Origin of the sequence: Lysobacter sp. TAB13, from assembly GCF_052113885.1 — a bacterium.
Lineage (GTDB): Bacteria > Pseudomonadota > Gammaproteobacteria > Xanthomonadales > Xanthomonadaceae > Lysobacter > Lysobacter gummosus.
In genome coordinates, this window is record NZ_JBFRDR010000004.1 from 74538 (window position 1) to 93897 (window position 19360).

At 66.3% G+C, this 19360-nt stretch carries 18 protein-coding genes; 5 read left to right on the forward strand and 13 right to left on the reverse strand.

All coding sequences use genetic code 11. From position 1 onward, the window contains the following. Positions 1–138: 138 nt before the first annotated feature. The 3 genes from AB4Y92_RS06450 to AB4Y92_RS06460 all read right to left on the reverse strand — a co-directional run bounded on the left by AB4Y92_RS06450 (position 139) and on the right by AB4Y92_RS06460 (position 2835). Entirely contained in the window at positions 139–1080 is a 942-nt protein-coding gene (locus AB4Y92_RS06450; protein WP_441818883.1) for an electron transfer flavoprotein subunit alpha/FixB family protein, read from the reverse strand. Then, on the reverse strand, positions 1080–1826 hold the full coding sequence (locus tag AB4Y92_RS06455; RefSeq protein WP_441818884.1) for an electron transfer flavoprotein subunit beta/FixA family protein: 747 nt from the start codon (positions 1824–1826) through the stop codon (positions 1080–1082). Before AB4Y92_RS06455 ends, AB4Y92_RS06450 begins: the two co-directional genes overlap by 1 nt. 172 nt (positions 1827–1998) lie before the next feature. Then, positions 1999–2835, reverse strand: coding sequence for a D-hexose-6-phosphate mutarotase (locus AB4Y92_RS06460; RefSeq protein ID WP_441818885.1), 837 nt, complete (start codon positions 2833–2835; stop codon positions 1999–2001). A 180-nt stretch (positions 2836–3015) separates the two neighbouring features. Here AB4Y92_RS06460 and AB4Y92_RS06465 point away from each other — a divergent pair, with 180 nt between their 5' ends. After that, the gene (locus tag AB4Y92_RS06465) at positions 3016–4428 is read left to right on the forward strand and encodes a mannose-1-phosphate guanylyltransferase/mannose-6-phosphate isomerase (RefSeq protein WP_441818886.1); all 1413 of its coding nucleotides are present in this window, start codon (positions 3016–3018) and stop codon (positions 4426–4428) included. Between the two features lie 412 nt (positions 4429–4840). On the opposite strand, the gene AB4Y92_RS06470 is transcribed toward AB4Y92_RS06465, so the two are convergent. Further along, positions 4841–5749, reverse strand: a complete 909-nt coding sequence (locus AB4Y92_RS06470) for an ATP-grasp domain-containing protein (protein WP_441818887.1) — start codon at positions 5747–5749, stop codon at positions 4841–4843. A gap of 117 nt (positions 5750–5866) precedes the next feature. Between AB4Y92_RS06470 and AB4Y92_RS06475 the strand changes: the two genes are divergently transcribed. The 3 genes from AB4Y92_RS06475 to AB4Y92_RS06485 all read left to right on the forward strand — a co-directional run bounded on the left by AB4Y92_RS06475 (position 5867) and on the right by AB4Y92_RS06485 (position 9862). Next, positions 5867–6586: a CoA transferase subunit A gene (locus AB4Y92_RS06475; RefSeq protein WP_057944181.1), complete on the forward strand. Its 720-nt coding sequence runs from the start codon at positions 5867–5869 to the stop codon at positions 6584–6586. Between the two features lie 158 nt (positions 6587–6744). Next, the gene (locus AB4Y92_RS06480) at positions 6745–7377 is read left to right on the forward strand and encodes a CoA transferase subunit B (protein ID WP_057944180.1); all 633 of its coding nucleotides are present in this window, start codon (positions 6745–6747) and stop codon (positions 7375–7377) included. Between the two features lie 160 nt (positions 7378–7537). Continuing rightward, positions 7538–9862 carry an FG-GAP-like repeat-containing protein gene (locus AB4Y92_RS06485; protein WP_441818888.1) on the forward strand — a complete coding sequence of 775 codons (2325 nt, stop codon included), beginning with the start codon at positions 7538–7540 and terminating at the stop codon, positions 9860–9862. Positions 9863–10004: 142 nt separating this feature from the next. Here the strand turns inward: AB4Y92_RS06485 and AB4Y92_RS06490 are convergent, their stop codons facing one another. Next, positions 10005–11672 (reverse strand): electron transfer flavoprotein-ubiquinone oxidoreductase, encoded by a 1668-nt coding sequence (locus tag AB4Y92_RS06490; protein WP_441818889.1) that lies wholly within the window; start codon positions 11670–11672, stop codon positions 10005–10007. A 293-nt stretch (positions 11673–11965) separates the two neighbouring features. On the opposite strand from AB4Y92_RS06490, the gene AB4Y92_RS06495 reads away from it, so the two are divergent. Further along, positions 11966–12556 (forward strand): alpha-ketoglutarate-dependent dioxygenase AlkB family protein, encoded by a 591-nt coding sequence (locus AB4Y92_RS06495; RefSeq protein WP_441818890.1) that lies wholly within the window; start codon positions 11966–11968, stop codon positions 12554–12556. On the opposite strand, the gene AB4Y92_RS06500 is transcribed toward AB4Y92_RS06495, so the two are convergent. From AB4Y92_RS06500 to AB4Y92_RS06535, 8 genes are all read right to left on the reverse strand, one after another. Next, positions 12475–12747: a DUF6053 domain-containing protein gene (locus AB4Y92_RS06500; protein WP_441818891.1), complete on the reverse strand. Its 273-nt coding sequence runs from the start codon at positions 12745–12747 to the stop codon at positions 12475–12477. The genes AB4Y92_RS06495 and AB4Y92_RS06500 overlap by 82 nt on opposite strands. A 15-nt stretch (positions 12748–12762) precedes the next feature. After that, entirely contained in the window at positions 12763–13953 is a 1191-nt protein-coding gene (locus tag AB4Y92_RS06505; RefSeq protein WP_441818892.1) for a glycoside hydrolase family 16 protein, read from the reverse strand. A gap of 159 nt (positions 13954–14112) precedes the next feature. Beyond that, on the reverse strand, positions 14113–14505 hold the full coding sequence (locus tag AB4Y92_RS06510) for a hypothetical protein (RefSeq protein WP_441818893.1): 393 nt from the start codon (positions 14503–14505) through the stop codon (positions 14113–14115). A gap of 21 nt (positions 14506–14526) precedes the next feature. Next, on the reverse strand, positions 14527–15207 hold the full coding sequence (locus tag AB4Y92_RS06515; protein ID WP_441818894.1) for an ABC-type transport auxiliary lipoprotein family protein: 681 nt from the start codon (positions 15205–15207) through the stop codon (positions 14527–14529). 56 nt (positions 15208–15263) lie between these two features. Further along, complete coding sequence (locus AB4Y92_RS06520) at positions 15264–16205, reverse strand: MlaD family protein (RefSeq protein WP_057944176.1); 942 nt, start codon at positions 16203–16205, stop codon at positions 15264–15266. A 34-nt stretch (positions 16206–16239) separates the two neighbouring features. Then, positions 16240–17124, reverse strand: coding sequence for a CPBP family intramembrane glutamic endopeptidase (locus tag AB4Y92_RS06525; RefSeq protein WP_441818895.1), 885 nt, complete (start codon positions 17122–17124; stop codon positions 16240–16242). Continuing rightward, entirely contained in the window at positions 17121–17990 is an 870-nt protein-coding gene (locus AB4Y92_RS06530) for an ABC transporter ATP-binding protein (protein WP_441818896.1), read from the reverse strand. The genes AB4Y92_RS06525 and AB4Y92_RS06530 overlap by 4 nt, the downstream gene beginning before the upstream one ends. 85 nt (positions 17991–18075) lie before the next feature. After that, entirely contained in the window at positions 18076–19287 is a 1212-nt protein-coding gene (locus AB4Y92_RS06535) for an MlaE family lipid ABC transporter permease subunit (protein ID WP_441819053.1), read from the reverse strand. Positions 19288–19360 lie beyond the last annotated feature (73 nt).

A 19360-nucleotide genomic window follows, 5' to 3' on the forward strand; every position in this document is an offset into this window, starting at 1 on the left:
GTTCGCTGGCTATTCGTTCGTCGGGTTCTAAGCCGATCAGGTATTCCGTTTACGCGAGAATACTGCCGCGATAGCACTTAAGTGTGGGGTTCCCGCCGATGGCGCGCGGACGAATCCGCGGCCACCGGCGGCAGTGCTTCAACCCAACGCCGCTTCCAGCTCCGGCAACAGCTTGAACAAATCCCCCACCAGACCGATGTCGGCGATCTCGAAGATCGGCGCTTCGCCGTCCTTGTTGATGGCGACGATGGTGCCGGCGTCCTTGATGCCGGTCAGGTGCTGGATCGCGCCGCTGATGCCGACGGCGACATACAGCTCCGGGGCGATGATCTTGCCGGTCTGGCCGACCTGCAGTTCGTTCGGCACGTAGCCGGCGTCGACCGCGGCGCGCGAGGCGCCGACGGCGGCGCCGAGCTTGTCGGCGAAGTCGTAGATGATCTTGAAGTTGTCCGCCGAGCCCACGCCGCGGCCGCCGGAGACGACGCGCTTGGCGCTCTGCAGGTCCGGGCGATCCGACTTGCCCGCGGCCAGGCCGACGAAACGGGTGTGGGTCGGAAGCGCGGCTTCGACTGACGCGGCTTCGACCGCGGCGCTGCCACCTTTCGCGGCCTCCGGCCACGAGGCCGTGCGCACGGTGGCGACGACGGTATGATCGGCCGGCGCTTCGACGGTGATGATCGCGTTGCCGGCGTAGATCGGGCGCTTGAAAGTGTGGCTGCCTTCCACCGCCATGACGTCGGACACCTGCGCCACGTGCAGCAGCGCGGCGACGCAGGGCATCAAGTCTTTGCCGAAGGTGGTCGAGGGGCCGAACACGTGGCTGTAGCCCTTGGCCAGCGCGGCGATCTGCGGCGCCAGCACCTGCGCGATCGCGTGGGCGTTGGCGGCGTTGGCGACGGTCAGCACCTTGGCGACGCCGGCGATCTGCGCGGCCTGCGCGGCGACGCCGGCCGGATCGGCGGCGAGCACGACGACGTCGATGGACTCGGGCTTCAGCGCCTGCGCGGCCGACACGCACTTGGCGGTGGACGCGTTGAGCTTGCCGTCGAGATGTTCGGCAACAATTAAAACTTTGCTCATCACAGCAACCCCTTCTGCTTAAGTGCGGCGACCAGTTCGGCCGCGTCCTTGACCATCACGCCCTTGCTGCGCTTGGGCGGCGGGGCGAAATGGGTGGTCTTGAGCGTATCGCCGGTGTCCACGCCGAGCTCGGCGAACGGGATCGTCTCCAGCGGCTTGCTCTTGGCCTTCATGATGTCGGGCAGCTTGATGAAGCGCGGCTCGTTGAGGCGCAGGTCGGTGGTGATCACCGCCGGCAGGTCCACTTCCAGCGTTTCCAGGCCGGCGTCGACTTCGCGCGTCACCGTGGCCTTGCCGCCGGCGACTTCGAGCTTGGAGGCGAAGGTCGCCTGCGGGCGGCCCCACAGGGTGGCGAGCATCTGGCCGGTCTGGCTGGCGTCGTCGTCGATGGCCTGCTTGCCGAGGATGACGATGTCGGGCTGTTCTTTTTCGATCAGCTTGAGCAGCGCGCGCGCGGCGGTCAGCGGCTGGATCGGCTGGTCGCTGACCACGTGGATGGCGCGGTTGGCGCCCATGGCCAGGCCGTTGCGCAGATGCGGCTGGGCATCGGCGGGAGCGATCGTGGCGACCACGACCTCGGTGGCGATGCCCTTGTCGCGCAGGCGCAGGGCCTCTTCCAGGGCGATATCGTCGAACGGATTGGCCGACAGCTTGACGCCGTCGGTGACTACGCCGGAGCCATCCGGCTTGACCTGAATGCGGACGTTGTAGTCCACCACGCGCTTGTAGCCGACGAGGATCTTCATCGTGCGGGATTTCCTTGTGGGGGGTGTCCGGCCGGGAGCGGCCAAGAGCCGCCAATTCTAACGGAGACGGCCGGGCCGGGGCAGCGTGCCGCGGTTTTGGCCGCGCGGGCGTTTTAAACGCAGGCCTTGCGCGACAGGCCGGCGGTCTCCGCCCAGGCCCGCGCGGCGGGCCTCAGCGGCCGGCGGAGGGCTCGACGGTGAGGATCTGCGCGCCGGTCCAGACCGCGCCGGGTTCCAGCCGCACCGGGGTCAGCACGTTGCCGGCTTCCACGCAGACGAAGTGGCGGTGTTCGCCCGCGCCCAGATCGGCCAGCCCGGCGGCGAGTTCGGCGCCGGGGTTCCACACCACGGTATCGGCGAAGCCTTCCGCTTCCAGGCGCAGCAGTTGCTCGCCGTCGGTGACCCGCAGCGGCTGGCGGGTGTCGGCGTAGATGCGGTCGATTTCGCCCTCGAAGCGCACCGGCGCATCGCTGGCCGCATGCGCCGCGCCGCCTTGGGTCGAATCGACGAAATCGCGGTCTTCCAGGCCGTGGACCAGAGTGCCGGCGATGTCGGCCACGCGCAGATAAGTGTGCAGGGCGGCGCTGAATTCGAACGCGTCCTGGCCGGTGTTGCGCACGCTCAGGGCGATGCGCAGCCGGTTCGCGGCCGGCTCGATGTCCAGTTCAGCTTCGAACGGATACGGCCAGTGGCGGCGGGTGTCCGCGCTGTCGCGCAAGGCGAACGCCAGCCGCGGCGGCAAGCTGCCGGCGGTATCCAGCGCGTCCCAGGTCAGGGTGCGGGCGAAGCCGTGGCGCGGGCCGTCGCCGCGTTCGCCGAATTGCGGAAAGATCACCGGCACGCCGCCGCGGATCGCCTTGCCGGCGCCGAAACTGGCGTTCGGGCTCAGGTACAGGCGCTCGCGGCCGCGGCAGCGCCAGGACAGCAGGTGGGCGCCGAAGGCGCTGGCTTCGACGCGGGACGCATCGGGGCCGTCCAGATGCAGGGTGGCGGGCAGTGAGTGGGGCATGAAAGTCCATCCGTGGAGGGAACGCCGAGGGCGAAGCATGGCGCGGCGCGACCGCCCGGGCTGGCACGGCGATCATAGTACCGACAGCGCCGTGGCCGTGGTTTAGGCGCCGTGAAGCCTGCCAGGCAGGGGGTTCGGCTATTCTTGGCGCCCCTTTCCGTTCCGAAATCTGGAGCCAGGATGCTTCATCCCGTCGTTCTAAGCGGTGGCAGCGGTTCGCGCCTGTGGCCGCTGTCCCGTCAGAATCAGCCCAAGCAGTTCCTGTCGCTGATCGGCGATCACTCGCTGTTCCAGGAAACCATCCTGCGCGCCAACGCCCTGCCCAACACCGGTGCCCCCGTCACCGTGTGCGCCGAGGACCATCGCTTCATGGTCGGCGAACAACTGCAGGGCATCGGCGTCGCCAACGGCGCCATCTTGCTCGAACCCATCGCGCGCAACACCGCGCCGGCGATCGCGCTGGCCGCGCTGCACCTGGTCGCCAGCGAACCCGACGCGACCATGCTGGTGCTGCCGGCCGATCATCTGATCGAAGACGTGGACGCGTTCCGCGACGCGGTCGCGCGCGCGGCGGTGCTGGCCGATCAGGATTGGCTGGTCACCTTCGGCATCCATCCGGACTATCCGGAAACCGGCTACGGCTACATCGATCGCGGCGACGCGCTGGGCGAGGGCGGCTACAAGGTCAGCCGTTTCGTCGAGAAGCCCGACCTGGCCACCGCCGAAGGCTATCTGGCCGCCGGCACCTATGCCTGGAACTCGGGCATGTTCCTGTTCAAGGCCCAGCGTTATCTCGACGAACTGGCGGCGCTGGCGCCGAAGATTCTCGAATCGGCGCGCGCGGCCTACGCCAAGGCCAACACCGACCTGGACTTCATCCGTCTGGGCAAGGACGAATTCGCCGCCAGCCCGAACGATTCCATCGACTACGCGGTGATGGAAAAGACCGACCGCGCCGCGGTGGTGCCGGTGAGCTGCGGCTGGAGCGACATCGGTTCGTGGTCGTCGCTGTGGGCGGTGGCCGAGCGCGACGACGACGGCAATCGCTACGAAGGCGACGTGATCTCGGTCGATACCACCGGTTCGCTGGTGCGCGCGTCGGACCGGCGCATGATCGCCACCATCGGCGTGGAAGACCTGGTCATCATCGACACGCCCGACGCGACCCTGGTTGCGCGCAAGGATCGGGTGCAGGACGTCAAGACCATCGTCGACAAGCTCAAGCAGGCCGGGCGCCAGGAGCATCTGTTCCACCGCAAGGTCTATCGTCCGTGGGGCAATTACGACTCCATCGACATGGGCGAGCGCTTCCAGGTCAAGCGCATCGAGGTCAAGCCCGGCGGCGTGCTGAGCCTGCAGAAGCATCACAAGCGCGCTGAGCACTGGATCGTGGTGTCGGGCGTGGCCGAGGTCACCTGCGACGACAAGGTGTTCGAGCTGCGCGAGAACGAGAGCACCTACATTCCGCTGGGCAGCGTGCATCGCCTGCGCAACCGCGGCACCGAGCCGGTCGAGCTGATCGAGGTGCAGTCGGGCAGTTACCTGGGCGAGGACGATATCGTTCGCCTGGAGGACGTGTACGGGCGTTCGTAAGTTGCGTTGCTGGGTTGGTGTGGCGGGGGTGTTGAATCTGCCTGTTGCCGGAAGCCAACCGATGAATGCAAAGACCGGCCATTGGCCGGTCTTTGTTTTTGTGGGGTTGTCGCGGCGGATCGAAAGGCATCGGGGCTGAAGCCCCTCCCACAAAAGACTTCGTCGCCACGCAATCTCTTGTAGGAGGGGCTTCAGCCCCGATGCTTTCCGATCAGACCAGGCGATCCTCACAATCAACAACAGATTGCGTCGCCGCGAAGTCTTTTGTAGGAGGGGCTTCAGCCCCGATGCTTTCCGATCAGACCAAGCGATCCTCACAACTAACAACAGATTGCGTCGCCGCGAAGTCTATTGTGGGAGGGGCTTCAGCCCCGATGCCTTCCGATCAGACCAAGCACCCCTCACAACCAGCTCAAGGCGCGGTCGTCTCCAACAACTCCGCCAACACTTCAGCGAACCGATCCGCGCTGCCCGCCTCATGCGCGAAGAACAACGAAGGCTCGCACAACTCCAGTTCCAGCAACTGCGGCTGCCCTCCGCCATCGCGGATCAGATCCACCCGCGCATACGCCAGCGGCTCTTCCAGATCCAGCCGCGCCGTCATCGCGGTCAGCGCATGCAGCGCCACCGCGCGTTCGTCTTCGCCGGCTTCGCGCGCGTTGATGCGCTCCACCGCGCGCAGGTTCAGCGCGTCCTCGCGTTGCAGCATCGCGCCCTTGCGGATCGCGTGGCTGAAAACGCCGTTGAAATACATCAGCGCGGTTTCGCCGTCGCGATCCACCGAAGCCAGATACGGCTGCAGCATCGCGCTGCGGCCCTCATCGAGCAGCCGCGCGATGTGATTGGCCGCGGCGAATTCCTGCGCGCGGGCATAACGCTGGGTGTCGCGCGAGCCGGCGCTGATCGCCGGCTTGACCACGAACTCTTCCGCCTGTGGCTGCGCCAGCAGGAATTCCTGCAGCGCCGGCAACGGGTCCATCTCCGGTTCGACGAATGCGGTCGTCACCACCGGCACGCCGCGCGCGGCCAGATCGGCCAGGTAATGTTTGTCGGTGTTCCAGCGCAGCACCGGCCAGGGATTGAGCAGGCGGGTGAGGGCATCGACCCGTTCGCACCAGGCGGTGAATTCATCGAAGCGCTCGGTGTAATCCCACGGCGAGCGCAGCAATACGGTGTCGTATCGCGCCCAGGCCACGCTGGGGTCGTCCCAGGCGCGGATCTCGGCGTGCAGGCCGCGCGCCAGGCAGGCGGCATGCAGCAGCGGCAGGTCGTCGTCCTGCGCGGCGGTGGCGATGGCGGTGACCAGGGCGAGTCGGCTCATATCGCAAGTCTAGCGTCGGCACACAATCAAGGCATTGTGGCGCCATTGCCCGAAAGTCCGCTACGTCCCGGCGCGGGCGCGCGTTAAACTGCGCTCATCCCGCAACGGAGTTGTCCCATGGCCCAGGCCATCGCCGCGAAAACCAAGCTGTATCCCAGTGCCAAAGACGCGCTGCAGGGCGTCGTCGCCGACGATCAGACCCTGGCGGTCGGCGGTTTCGGCCTGTGCGGCATCCCCGAAGCCCTGATCGGCGCGCTGCGCGACAGCGGGGTCAAGGGGCTGACCGCGATCTCCAACAACGCCGGCGTGGACGGCTTCGGCCTGGGCCTGCTGCTGGAAACGCGCCAGATCAGGAAGATGATTTCGTCCTACGTCGGCGAGAACAAGGAATTCGAGCGCCAGTTCCTGTCCGGCGAGCTCGAACTCGAGTTCAACCCGCAAGGCACCCTGGCCGAGCGTCTGCGCGCAGGCGGCGCCGGCATTCCGGCCTTCTTCACCCGCACCGGCTACGGCACTGTGGTAGCCGAGGGCAAGGAAACGCGCGAGTTCGACGGCCATCATTACGTGATGGAAACCGCGCTCAAGGCCGACGTGTCGCTGGTCAAGGCGTGGAAGGCCGACACCTCGGGCAACCTGGTGTTCCGCAAGACCGCGCGCAATTTCAATCCGGCCTGCGCGATGGCCGGCAAGGTCTGCATCGCCGAGGTCGAGGAACTGGTCGCGCTGGGCGACATCGATCCCGATCACGTGCATCTGCCGGGCATCTACGTCGATCGCATCGTGGTCAACGCCACGCCGGAAAAACGCATCGAGCAGCGCACGGTCCGCGCCGGCTGAGCGAACAGGCGCATCGTCGGTCGCGGTTCGGCGCCAAGCGCGCCGCGGCGCCGAAGCGATGCGACAGGTTCGCCGTACAGGCCGCAACGAGCGTCGCCGGCGCGTTTGCTTCTCGCAGATGTTTTGACTTCCCTTTCGAATTACAGGACGAATCTCTCATGGCATGGTCCCGCGACGAAATGGCGCAGCGCGCCGCGCAGGAACTCACCGACGGCGCTTACGTCAATCTCGGCATCGGCCTGCCGACGCTGGTTGCCAACTTCATTCCCGACGGCATGGACGTGTGGCTGCAGTCCGAGAACGGCCTGCTCGGCATCGGCCCGTTCCCGACCGAGGCGCAAGTCGACGCCGACCTCATCAACGCCGGCAAGCAGACCGTCACCGCGCGCGAAGGCGCCAGTTATTTCGGCAGCCACGACAGCTTCGCGATGATCCGCGGCGGCCATATCGATCTGGCCATCCTCGGCGCGATGCAGGTCACCGCCAAGGGCGATCTGGCCAACTGGATGGTGCCGGGCAAGATGGTCAAGGGCATGGGCGGCGCGATGGATCTGGTCGCCGGCGTCAAGCGCGTGGTCGTGCTGATGGAACACACCGCCAAGAGCGGCGAGCACAAGATCCTGCCCGAATGCACGCTGCCGCTGACCGGCCTGGGCGTGGTCAACCGGATCATCACCGAACTTGCGGTCATGGATGTGACCGAACAGGGACTGGTGCTGGTCGAGTCGGCGCCGGGCGTGAGCGAAGACGAGCTGCGCGAGAAGACCGGCGTGCCCTTCCGGCGTGCCTGAACAGGTCTGAGGCGCGCGCAAGCGCGCTCATCGAATCCGGATTCGGATATTTGCGAATCCGGCCGGAAAAGTGGCATATGAAACTGAATCGGCGGGCATTGCAGTCTGCCCGCCGGGCGTGCAGCATTGCGCGCTGCTATCCCCCGCCGGCTGATTCGTCATGCGCAATTTGTTCCTTGTCACTGCTCTGCTCCTTGGCGGAGCGGGCTGCACCTCCACGGACCGCGATCCATCGTCGGAAGGCGCACGCAAGGACGCAACCGCGACGTCCGCGAACGCGCACGCCGGTCCCGCCGCATACGCACGCGCACTGCCTGCCGCGGCCAAGCGCCGCGTCGGTTTCGGCCAATGGCCGGACCGCGGCGAGCTGGTCGGCTATTCCGATCCGCGCGCCACGATCAACGAAGGCGCCTACACCTGGCATCCGGTCGATCTGAGCGAACGCCATGCGATCGCCGCGATCGCGCAAGGCCATCTCAGCCTGACCACGCCGTCGGGCGAGAAGCTCGACTTCCGCTACGAGCGCCACATCGAACATCCCGGCGGCGACTGGACCTGGGTCGGCCGCGTCGATCGCGGCGGCGTCGTCCAGCAGGCGATCATCACCTTCGGCGCGCGCGCCGCGTTCGGCGCGATCGACCAGGACGGCAAGCCGGCGTTGAAGCTGACCATGCGTGACGGCAAGGCCTGGCTGGTGGAAACCGATCCGGTCAAGCAGGCGCTGGTCGAAAAGCAGTTCGGCGCCGGGCATCGCGACGATTTCCTGATTCCCAGCGCCGCCGTCGGCGCCGCCACCGATTCGCAGTCCAACCCGTTGGCGGCCGCCGCCGTCGCCGCGGCCAAGGCCGCGACCACGGTCGATGTGCTGGTCGGTTACAGCAACGGTTTCGCCGCCGGCCTGGGCGGCGCCTCGCAAGCGCAGACCCGCATCAACAATCTGGTCGATGTCACCAATCAGGCTTACATCAACAGCCAGATCGACGCGCGCATCCGTCTGGTGCATGCGATGCAGGTGAACTATCCGGACAACACCGACAACGGCGACGCGCTGGAGAAACTCACCGGCACCCGCACCACGCCGGTCGATCCGGCGTTCAACGCCCTGCGCGCGGCGCGCGACCAGTACGGCGCCGATCTGGTCTCGCTGGTGCGCAAGTACGATCGCCAGACCCAGAACGGCTGCGGCATCGCCTGGTTGATCGGCGGCGATCGCCAGCCGTACACCACCGGATCGGCCGGCAACGGCTATTCGGTGGTCAGCGACGGGCGCCAGCAGGACGGCAACACCACGTATTTCTGCCGCGACGAATCCTTCGCCCACGAGCTCGGCCACAACATGGGCGCGCAGCACGATCGCGAAACCGCGACCACGGGCGGCACGCTGAAGTACGGCGCGTTCGTGTATTCCTTCGGCTACAAGACCGATGCCGCCGGCGGCAACTTCTACGACATCATGGCCTACGGCGATCAGGGCCAGACCGCGTACCGGGTGTTCTCCAACCCGCGCGTGACCCTGTGCGGCGGACGCGCCTGCGGCGTGGAGAATCAAGCCGACAACGCGCGCACGTTGACGCAGACCATGCCTACGGCCGCGGCGTTCCGCGCTACGGTGGTGCCGCTTAGCGCCAAAGACGACTACAACAACGACGGGAAGTCGGACCTTTTGATGGTCAGGAACAGCGACGGAGTGTTGTGCTACTTTCTCATGAATGGCGCGTCCCTGGTCTCCAACCAATGTCCTGGCGCAGTCGGCAGCGGCTACCGGATCGTGTCTACGGGCGATTTCGATGGCGACGGCTTGCCCGATATCATGTGGAGCAACGGCTACGATCTCAAACTGTGGACCGGCAACGGGGCCGGCGGCACGGCCACGCAGCAATCGGTATTTACTTACGACAGCACGTGGTTGATCGATAAATCCGCGGACATGAATTCCGACGGCAAGACCGACTTGCTGGTGACCAAAAACGGTGTGCTGTGCATGTATTTCATGAACGGCAATTCACTGGCTTCGTCAAGTTGCCCGGGTGGAGCGGGGGCCGGCTTCCGAATTCTGGCTGCCGCCGATTTCAATGGCGATAGCCGCATCGATCTGCTTTGGACCAACGGCAATTACCTGAAGTTGTGGTTCGGCAACGGTGCGGGAGGCTTCTCGTCGATGCAGGATGTCGGCGGCTACGATGGCAGTTGGACCATGTCGGCCGCGGCCGATATGAACTCCGACGGCAAGGCCGACATTTTGATGGCGAAAGACGGCGTCGTCTGCCTGTTGTTCATGAACGGCGGGACGCTGAACTCCTCAAGTTGCCCGGGCGGGGCAGGTAGCGGCTTCCGCATCGTCAAAACGGCGGATTTCAATGGCGATGGCAACAACGACATTTTGTGGAGCAATGGCTACTTCGCCAAAGTCTGGTTGGGCAATGGCGCCGGAGGCTTGAGCATGTACGACTTCGGCGGCTACGACAGCGCCTGGATCATCAATTGACGCCTCGGTGAAGCCGTAATAGCCGTCTCCCGGCTATTCGATTGTTCGACCGAAGATCCGGCGGCAACGCCGGCACAGACGAAAAAGGCGCGATCTTCACGATCGCGCCTTTTTTATTTACCCGGCCGCGGCGCGGGACGCGTTACAAGTTCTGATAGTTCGGGCCCGAGCCGCCTTCCGGGGTGACCCAGTTGATGATCTCGTACGGGTCCTTGATGTCGCAGGTCTTGCAGTGCACGCAGTTGGCGGAGTTGATCTGCAGGCGCTTGGCGCCGGCTTCTTCCACGATTTCGTACACGCCCGCCGGGCAGAAGCGCGTGCACGGGTTGCCGTACTCTTCCGCGCACTGGGTGATGCAGATGTTGGTGTCGGCGACCTTCAGGTGCACGGGCTGGTCTTCGTCGTGCTCGGTCGCGGCGAAATACACCGAGGCCAAACGGTCGCGCGGCGCCAGTGTGCGATCGATGTAATCGCGCTTGGGCTTTTCCGCCTCGCCGAGTTTCTGCAGCGACGGCCAGTCGGCCTTATTCTTCAGCGTCCACGGCGACAACCCGCCGGTGACGGTTTCCCATGCGGCGTTGAGCATGCCGAACCAGAAGCCCTTCTTGAAACCGGGCTTGATGTTGCGGACTTTCTTGAGCTCGGCCATGGCGTCGGAGCCGCGCAGCTTGGCGTCGAAACCGGCGCTGTCGAGCGCGCCCGCCGCATGCTGCGCGGCGAGGTGTTCGGCGGCGAGCATGCCGCTGCGGATCGCCTGGTGCGTGCCCTTGATCTTGGGCACGTTGAGCAGGCCGGCGGTGTCGCCGATCAGCAAGGCGCCTGGCATCTCCAGCTTGGGCAGCGACTGCCAGCCGCCGGTGACGATCGCGCGCGCGCCGGCCGAGACCAAATTACCGCCGTCCAGCAACGGCTTGATCATCGGATGATTCTTCCACTGCTGGAAGGCCTCCCACGGCTTGTAGTCGGGATCGCGATAATCCAGCCCGCTGACGTAACCCAGCGCGATGCGGCCCTTGTCCAGGTGATACAGGAAGCTGCCGCCATAGGTGTGGCTGTCGGCCGGCCAGCCCACGCTGTGCACGATCTTGCCGGGCGTGACGCGGTCTTCCGGCACCTGCCACAGTTCCTTGATGCCGATCGAATACCCCTGCGGGTCGCTGTCGGCGTCGAGCTTGAAGCGCTTGACCAGGCGCTTGGTCAGATGGCCGCGCGCGCCTTCGGCGAACACGGTGACCTTGGCGCGGATGTCGATGCCGGCGGTGAAGCCGGACTTGTGCGTTCCGTCCTTGGCGATGCCCATGTCGCCGATGCGCACACCGGCGACGCGGCCGTCGGCATCGTGCAGGGTCTCGGCGGCGGCGAAGCCCGGATAGATTTCCACGCCCAGCGCTTCGGCCTGCGGCGCCATCCACGCGCACATCGCGCCGAGGCTGACGATGAAGTTGCCGTGGTTGTTCATGTCCGGCGGCACGATCGGCGACTTGTAACCGCCGGTCTTGGTCATCAGCCAGAACTCGTCTTCGCCTGCAGGCACGCAGATCGGCGGCGGATTGTCGCGCCAGCCCGGCAGCAGCGCATCGAGCGGGCCCGGTTCGATCACCGCGCCGGACAGGATGTGCGCGCCGATGGTGCTGGATTTTTCGATCACGCACACCGACAGCTCGGGGTTGAGCTGCTTGAGGCGGATCGCGAACGACAGCCCGGCCGGACCGGCGCCGACGGTGACGACGTCGTACTCCATGACGTCGCGTTCGATCTCGATGGCTGGCGTGTCGGACGGCTGGACCGAGTCGATCGGCTGTTCGCTCATGCTGGCGGTACTCGTGCGTGCAATCCGCTCATTGTCGCGGGTTTGCCCGGGTGGGCCAAGCGCGGCGGGCCGATCCGGACGCCGGACCGTTTTAAACGCGATGGCGGGCCGGTCGCGGGCGGGCCGCCATCGGGGCGCGATCGGGCGCCCGCAGGGCCGGCGGGCAGGGGGTTGGGGCCTGGTTGGCGGCTTGTTCGCGGGCGATCGGCGGGGGCGCTGCCGCCACGGGCGAATGCGATGGCGGCCGCAAGGTCCGGATCGCGGCGCCGCGCGGCCGCGTGCTAGCGTGCCGCATGCCCGTGAAACCGCTGCCGCTGCAGGGCGCCGAACTCGCCTTCGATCCGCACTGGCTCGCGCATGAGGCGGCCGACGCCCTGTACGCGGCCGTGCTGGAGGAAGTCGCCTGGGAGGTGCATCGCATCCGATTGTTCGGCTGCGAGCACGATTCGCCGCGATTGAGCAGCTGGATCGGCGATCCCGATGCGCACTACCGCTATTCCGGCGCCGACTTCCGCCCGCATCCGTGGCCGCCGGCCTTGCTCGGGATTCGCCGGCGGCTGGCGGAGGAACTCGGCGTGCCGTTCAACAGCGTGCTGGCCAATCGTTATCGCGACGGCCGCGATGCGATGGGTTGGCACAGCGACGACGAACCCGAACTCGGGCCGGCGCCGGTGATCGCCTCATTGAGCCTCGGCGCGAGCCGGCGCTTCACCCTCAAGCATCGCCGCGATGCCTCGTTGAAGGCGGCGCTGGAATTGGGGCACGGCAGCTTGCTGGTGATGTCCGGGGCGACGCAGGCGAATTACCGGCACGCGCTGCCGCGCACCGCCAAGCCGGTGGGGGAGCGGATCAATTTGACGTTTCGGGTGATCGGGCGGCGTTGAGTGGGGCTTTGCTGCGGGGTTGTCGCGAGCTGAGCGAAAAGCATCGGGCCTGAAGGCCCTCCCACAAAAGCGTCGGAGCTGAAGGCTCTCCCGCAAAAGTCATGCGGGGCTTCGGCAACTTTTGTGGGAGGGCCTTCAGGCCCGATGCCTTTCGTTCCGATTGCGGCACACCCGCAACCGGAACGATGCACCCGCTTAGCCGCGAATCAAGGCCGCTGCCAAGCGCGAATGTAATCCACATACGTCGTCGCCGACTGAGTACCCGCAGCCGGCGGCTTGCCCGCATAGACGAAATGATCGACCAGGATCGAAGTCTCGATCTGGCTGATATTGCGAGTCGTGCGAACCAACTGCCCGTCCACATAGAACCGCGTCGCATCCGGCGCGATATCGGCGCCGTAGACGTGATAACCCGCGCTCGGATCGAAGTTGATGGTGTGGATGTAACTGTCCAGATCCTCCGAACCGTTCTTGATCACATACTGATTCAAGTACAGCCGGCTCTTGTTGTCGGAGTAATACTCGAACACATCGGTTTCGTTCCACTGCTGCGCGCCGGGCGCCTGGAAGGTCCAGAACGCCGGCCAGAAACCGGCCACGCCCGGCAGTTTCATGCGCGCTTCGATAAAGCCGTAGCGGAAGTTGTAGCGCTTGTGCGAGGACAGCAGGCACGAGGTCCAGTCGTAATAGCGCCCCGACGGCGAGCGCACGCGTTCGCGCTTGGCCTGCATCGCCAGCACGCCGTTGCTGACCGAGCAATTGGCGGCCTGATTCCACTCCAGTTGCTGATTGCCCGGATTGCCGTGGCCGTTATCGGATTCGGCCGAAGAGTTGTCGGCCCACTTGTTCCAGTCCACCGCGGCGGCGGTGAATTCGTCGCCGAACTTGTAGACCCAGTTGCTGCCGGCGCCGAGCGGACGGCTATCGACCGGATCGCCGCCCGGTGGCGCGGCGGCGACGGTGAAGCTGCGCTCGGGAGCGAGATTGGTCCATTGCCCGCCGGCGTAGTACGACAGCCAGTAGCGATACTGCCCGGCCGGGAATTGCCCGCTCGCGGTGAGTTCGCGCTGGCTCGCGCCGACGGTGTAGTTGTTCTGATGGCCCAGGTCGAAATTGCGGTCGGACGCATCGCGCACCGCGAACACGATCTGATCGTAGGTGACCGGCTGCGGATTGAGCAGCCGCGCGCCGAACAGCACGCTGGTGTTCGCGACCGGCGCCTGGATGTCGCGGCCGATGGCGCGCAGCGGCGTGCCGCCCACGTTTTCGTAATCGATGGTGCCCGGCGGCGTGGCCTGGGCCAGGCCGATGCAGGCGAGAAGCTCGACGCCCAGCGCGAGCGTGAGCAGGGCGCGACGCGCGCTGACGCGGCGGCGCTGCGAGAACGGTGCGGTCATGACTTTCCTCCGGAGACGACGCCAGACATCGGCGCGGCGCAGTCTAGGAGGGGCGTCGGTGCCGGCTTGTGCCGGCGGTCACTTGTTACAACCCTTTCGCGAAGCTGTCGCCGGCCGCGATCAGGTCTGCGCAACGACCATGGCGATGAAGAATGCGTGCTAGGCGACGATCAGTGGCTGGGTCATTTCGAGCGTGTAATGAGTCAAAGCCCATGCCGCAGCGATTAACACCCAGATCGCGCCTCTTCGCACCCACTGCGCCGTGCTCGTGCGCAAGCGGAATACACCGAGCACGATGCATAGGGCGGCCGCGCCCAGAGTGAGGTAGGCGGCGTAATCCCACAGTGAGCGCAACTGCTCTATCTGCCGCGAAGGCGCCTTTTCGGCAAACATCCCGATATTCGACATCTCGACTGAGTTGGCCGCGGCATACCCCACCAGGGACAGCCAACCCCATAGGCATAGCATCGCGCCCAGCACGGCGGAAAACAGCGCACGGCGCGCAGGCGGTGGCGGTAAGGCTGTCCGGCCTGACGCGTATGGGTTGTCCACGCCGGCGTCGATCGCGTGCGATCAGCGTTTGCCGTGCGTCTTCTCGTGCGCATCGCCCGAAGTCAGCGTCCACCCCGCGATCTGGGTGACGACTGTCTGCATCGACTGCTCGAAGGCGTTGACGACCGCCGGGACTTCGACGCTCGCGGCCGGGCTGGATTGCAGGAAGGTGCGCGAGGCGACCACTTTCTGGTCGGCGTTGTGCATCAGCTTGGCGTTGATCTCGATCACCGCCGACGGCATGGCGTTGCCGTCGTAATCGGATTCGAAGCGGCGCACGTCCAGCACCAGTTTGTATTCCGCGGCGATGCCCGCGCCCTGGCGCGCGACCGCGGCGATCTTGCCCGAGTCCTCCAGCGTGCGCAGCAGCGCGTCCTCGATCATGCTGCTGGGCAGCTTGGCCCAGGCCGCGCCCTTGTAGACCTGGATTTCGTTGCCGCTGGGACGCACGGCGATGCGCAGGCTGTCGATCATGCGCGCGGCGTTGGGCGCGCTCACCGACAACTGCCAGTTGGCGTTGGGCCAGGACGGGTCGGCCTGTACGCGTGGGTCGGGCGCGTACTGGACGGTCGGGGTCTTGGGTTTTTCGCCGAGGATCGACGAGCAGCCGCTGAGCGTGAGCAGCGCGGCCAGGCCGGCGGCGAGCACGCGCGGCGGCGCGGCGGTGAAGAGCGGGCGGTTGCGCGCGCGGGTCGTCGTCATGGTCGTCGTCATCGCAGTCGTCGTCGCAGGGGCGGGCGAAGGCATCAAGTGGCGGCTCATCGCGCGGCTTTCTCCGGCTCGAATTCCTTCGTCGCGTCGCGCCCCAGCAGGTAGCGGGTGGGGTTGCTGTCCAGGCGGTCGCTGATCCGGCGCAGGTCGCGCACCAGCGAGCGCAGTTCGCTCAGGGTCGGGCCGAGCTGGGCCAGACCGTCGTTGGCGAAGCTGCTGATCGCGGCGCGGTTGTCGTTGAGGATGCCGTTGGCGCCGTTGGCGGCCGAGTCGAGCTTGGTCAGGGTGCTGTCGAGCTTGTTGATGATGCCCGGCAGCTTGCCGGCCAGTTCGCGGTCCACCGTTTCCACCGCGCGGTTGGTGGTGGTCAAGGTGGCGCTGAGCTGTTCGCTGGACTTCTTGGCGTTGGCGATCAGCTCGCGCAGGTCGCCGCGCTGGTCGGCGATCGAGCCGGTCAGCGATTCGATGTTGGCCAGAGTGTTGGACACGTGCTTGACGTTGTCGTCGCTGAGCACCTGATCCAGGCGCGCGACCAGACGGTTGGCGGTGTCGGCGATGTTCTGCAGCGCCGAGGCTTCGGTCTGGATGATCGGAATCTCGCCGCTGCCCTCGGCGTCGGCCAGCGCCGGGCTGTTGGGGCTGCCGCCGGTGAGCTGGATGATCGGCGTGCCGGTGATGCCGGTCAGCGACAGCTTGGCGCGGGTGTCGGTCTTCACCGGCGCGTCGGCCTGCAGGCGCAGCTTGGCGATGACCCGGCGCGGATCGTCCGGCGCCAGGCTCAGCTGCTGCACCGTGCCCACGCCGATGCCGTTGTATTGCACGGTGCTGCCTTCCGACAGGCCGGTGACCGGTTCGTTGAAGATCACCGCGTACTCGCGCCAGCTTTTCTCGGACGAATACTTGGCCGCCCACAGCGCGAACAACAGCAGGAACAGCGTCACCACGATCGTGAACGCACCGATGAGGACGTAATTGGCCTTGGTTTCCATCAGGCACCTTTGAGCGATGAAGCCCTGGCCGGCATCATGCCAGCATGGGATAGGTAAACACGGTGAAATGCAGCAGGTTGAGGCCAAAATGGGCGAGCACGGCGCCGAGCAGGCCGCCCTTGCGATACGCCCAACCGTAAGCCAGCCCCGCCAACGTGGCCAGAACGACCCAGCGCCAGCCGCCGCCGGCATGCACCAGGCCGAAGGCCAGCGCCGAGGCCATGGTGGCGTAAGTCGCGCCGTGCCGGACCTCGCGCCAGCGCCGCTGCAGCGATTCCAGAAGATACCCGCGGAACATGGCTTCTTCGGTCAACGCCACCAGCAGCAGATTGTTGAGCGCCCACAGCGCGCCGAAGGCCGGCCATTTCGGCGACCATGTAAGCAGGTGCAAAGCCAGCGCCAAGCCCAGGCACAAAACGCCGGCGACTGTCGCGCCGATCAGACCAGCGGCCAGCGACGCGGCGACCGGCCGTTCGCCCTCGCCATACAGGCGCAGCAGCGGCCAGCACAGCAGCAGCCAGAACCCGGCCAGCGGTTTGTCGAAGTTGAAGTACAGCGACATCGGCGCCGAATCGGGCGTCAGCCGCAGGTCCTGGATCAGCTGCGGGTTGTGGAACCCCGGCATCAGATGCAGGCCCAGGGCGAAGGCGACCAGCACGAACAACACATGCCCGGCGATGCGCGCGCCCTTGGCCCGCGCCGGCAGCACCAGCCATGCGGCCAGGATCAGCAGGGCGAAGGAAATCAGCGCCAGCGGATCGAGCAGGCCGCGCGCCAGGGCGGCGACCATCGCCACCGTCAGCAGGGCGAGGCTGGCCTTGCGTGCCCGCGGCCACCACAGCAGCGCCGCGGCCGCGCACAGCAGTCCCCAGATCGACACGCTCCACGACGTGTCGGCATGCGCGAACAGTGCGGTCATCCGGCCTGCGCATCGGTCGGCTTGTGCGCGTTGCCGGCCACGTTCTTGTCGCGCGCGACCTGGGCGGCGCGCGCGCGCGGGCCGTGGAAATATTCCTGCACCCACGGATGGTCGAGCTTTTCCACTTCCTGGATCGGCGCGCAGGCGATGACCTTCTTGTCCGCCAGCACCGCGATGCGGTCGCAGATCGCGTACAGCGTGTCCAGGTCGTGGGTGATCAGGAACACGGTCAGTCCCAGCGCCTGTTGCAGCGTGCGGATCAGCCGGTCGAACGCGGCCGCGCCGATCGGGTCCAGGCCGGCGGTGGGTTCGTCGAGGAACAGCAGCGGCGGGTCCAGCGCCAGCGCGCGCGCCAGGCCGGCGCGCTTGCGCATGCCGCCGGACAACTGCGAGGGCAGCTTGTTGATCGCGTCCGCCGGCAGGCCCGACAGCTTGACTTTCAGCAGCGCCAGTTCGTAGCGCAGCGAATCGGGCAGGTCGCCGTGGTATTCCTTCAGCGGCACTTGCACGTTCTCGCCGACGGTCAGCGACGAGAACAGCGCGCCGTCCTGAAACAGCACGCCGGTGTTGCGTTCGATCTCGCGGCGCAAGCGCGGATCGGGATTGCGCGCGTCGATGCCCAGCACTTCGATCTCGCCGGCGTTGGGCCGGCGCAGGCCGAGGACGGACCGCATCATCACCGACTTGCCGGTGCCCGAGCCGCCGACCACGCCGATGATCTCGCCGCGCTTGACGTCCAGGTCCAGGCCGTCGTGCACGACTTGGTCGCCGAAGTGATTGACCAGGCCGCGGATGCGGATGATCACGTCGTCGGCTTTGCCGTCGCCTTCATCGGGAATCGGGAGTCGGGAATCGGGAATCGTCAAAGCGGTTTCTCCGCGAACTTCGCAGGCACGCGCGAGGCACGCCTTTCGACGATTCCCGATTCCCGATTCCCCATTCCCGACCCGATCACCAGCCCATCTCCATGAACCAGATAGCGAAGAACGCATCGAGAATGATCACCAGCGAAATCGACTGGACCACGCTGGAGGTCGTGCGTTCGCCGACCGACTGCGCGGTGCCTTGCACCTGCAGGCCTTCCAGGCAGCCGATCAGGCTGATCAGCAGGGCGAAGATCGGCGCCTTCGACATGCCGACCAGGAAATGGCGCAGCTGCATGGTGTCGTGCATGCGCGCCAGGTATTGCTGCGGCGGAATGTCCAGGCCGTAGGCGCCGACGGTGAGGCCGCCGAGCAGGCCGGCGACCATCGCGATGAAGGTCAGCAGCGGCAGCATCACCAGCAGCGCCAGCACGCGCGGGATCACCAGCAGGTCGATCGGGTCCATGCCCAGGGTGCGGATCGCATCGACTTCCTCGCGGCTGACCATCGCGCCGATCTGCGCGGTGAAGGCGCTGGCGGTGCGGCCGGCGAGCACGATCGCGGTCAGCAGCACGCCGAACTCGCGCAGGAAGGCGATGCTGACCAGCTCGACCACGAAGATGGTCGCGCCGAAATCCTTGAGGATGGTCGAACCCAGAAACGCCACCACCGCGCCGACCAGATAACACAGCAGCGCGATCAGCGGCACCGCGTCCAGGCCGACCTGCTCCATGTGGTGCACGGTCGCGGTCGGGCGGAAACGGCCCGGGTTCTTGAACAACCGCAGCATCTTGACCAGCGTTTCGCCGAAGAAGGCGATCAGCGCCAGCACTTCCTTCCAGTTGTCGGTGACCGCGAAGCCCAGGCGCGCGAGCGCGGCCTGGAAGCCGTATTCGCGTTTCTTCTTCGGGCGTTCGTCGGCGACGTCCTCGATCGCGCTGACCAGCGCGCGATGACTTTCGTGGAAACTGAAGCTGGCGTCGAAATCCATCTGGTGGCGGCGCGCGTAGCGCATCAGCTGCAGCACGCCGACCGAGTCCAGGCGCTCGACCCCGGTCGCGTCGATTTCGCTGACGCCCTCGGGCACGTGCTTGAGCACGCTGCCGATGGTCACCGCATGTTCCAGCGTCCAACAGCCGGAAAGGCGTAGCCGCGAGGGCGCTTGGCCATCGGCGGCGATTTCCGGCGCTTGCGTGGTCGATACGGTCATAGGGCCTCGAGCGGGAGGATACAGGCTAGGGACGGCATGGTGAGTGTTGCGTGCAGTTTGGGGCGGGGAAGGGAATCGGGAATCGGGAATCGCAACCTCGAAGTATGCGATCAAGCGCCGACCGCTTTTGCTTCATCCGATTCCCCATTCCCGATTCCCGATT

Coding starts and splice junctions, on each gene's coding strand:
- AB4Y92_RS06475 (WP_057944181.1), top strand. CDS start 5,867: ATGGCCCAGGCCATCGCCGCGAAAACCAAGCTGTATCCCAGTGCCAAA.
- AB4Y92_RS06520 (WP_057944176.1), bottom strand. CDS start 16,205: ATGGAAACCAAGGCCAATTACGTCCTCATCGGTGCGTTCACGATCGTG.
- AB4Y92_RS06490 (WP_441818889.1), bottom strand. CDS start 11,672: ATGAGCGAACAGCCGATCGACTCGGTCCAGCCGTCCGACACGCCAGCC.
- AB4Y92_RS06515 (WP_441818894.1), bottom strand. CDS start 15,207: ATGACGACGACCCGCGCGCGCAACCGCCCGCTCTTCACCGCCGCGCCG.
- AB4Y92_RS06485 (WP_441818888.1), top strand. CDS start 7,538: ATGCGCAATTTGTTCCTTGTCACTGCTCTGCTCCTTGGCGGAGCGGGC.
- AB4Y92_RS06465 (WP_441818886.1), top strand. CDS start 3,016: ATGCTTCATCCCGTCGTTCTAAGCGGTGGCAGCGGTTCGCGCCTGTGG.
- AB4Y92_RS06505 (WP_441818892.1), bottom strand. CDS start 13,953: ATGACCGCACCGTTCTCGCAGCGCCGCCGCGTCAGCGCGCGTCGCGCC.
- AB4Y92_RS06480 (WP_057944180.1), top strand. CDS start 6,745: ATGGCATGGTCCCGCGACGAAATGGCGCAGCGCGCCGCGCAGGAACTC.
- AB4Y92_RS06495 (WP_441818890.1), top strand. CDS start 11,966: ATGCCCGTGAAACCGCTGCCGCTGCAGGGCGCCGAACTCGCCTTCGAT.
- AB4Y92_RS06455 (WP_441818884.1), bottom strand. CDS start 1,826: ATGAAGATCCTCGTCGGCTACAAGCGCGTGGTGGACTACAACGTCCGC.
- AB4Y92_RS06525 (WP_441818895.1), bottom strand. CDS start 17,124: ATGACCGCACTGTTCGCGCATGCCGACACGTCGTGGAGCGTGTCGATC.
- AB4Y92_RS06450 (WP_441818883.1), bottom strand. CDS start 1,080: ATGAGCAAAGTTTTAATTGTTGCCGAACATCTCGACGGCAAGCTCAAC.
- AB4Y92_RS06470 (WP_441818887.1), bottom strand. CDS start 5,749: ATGAGCCGACTCGCCCTGGTCACCGCCATCGCCACCGCCGCGCAGGAC.
- AB4Y92_RS06460 (WP_441818885.1), bottom strand. CDS start 2,835: ATGCCCCACTCACTGCCCGCCACCCTGCATCTGGACGGCCCCGATGCG.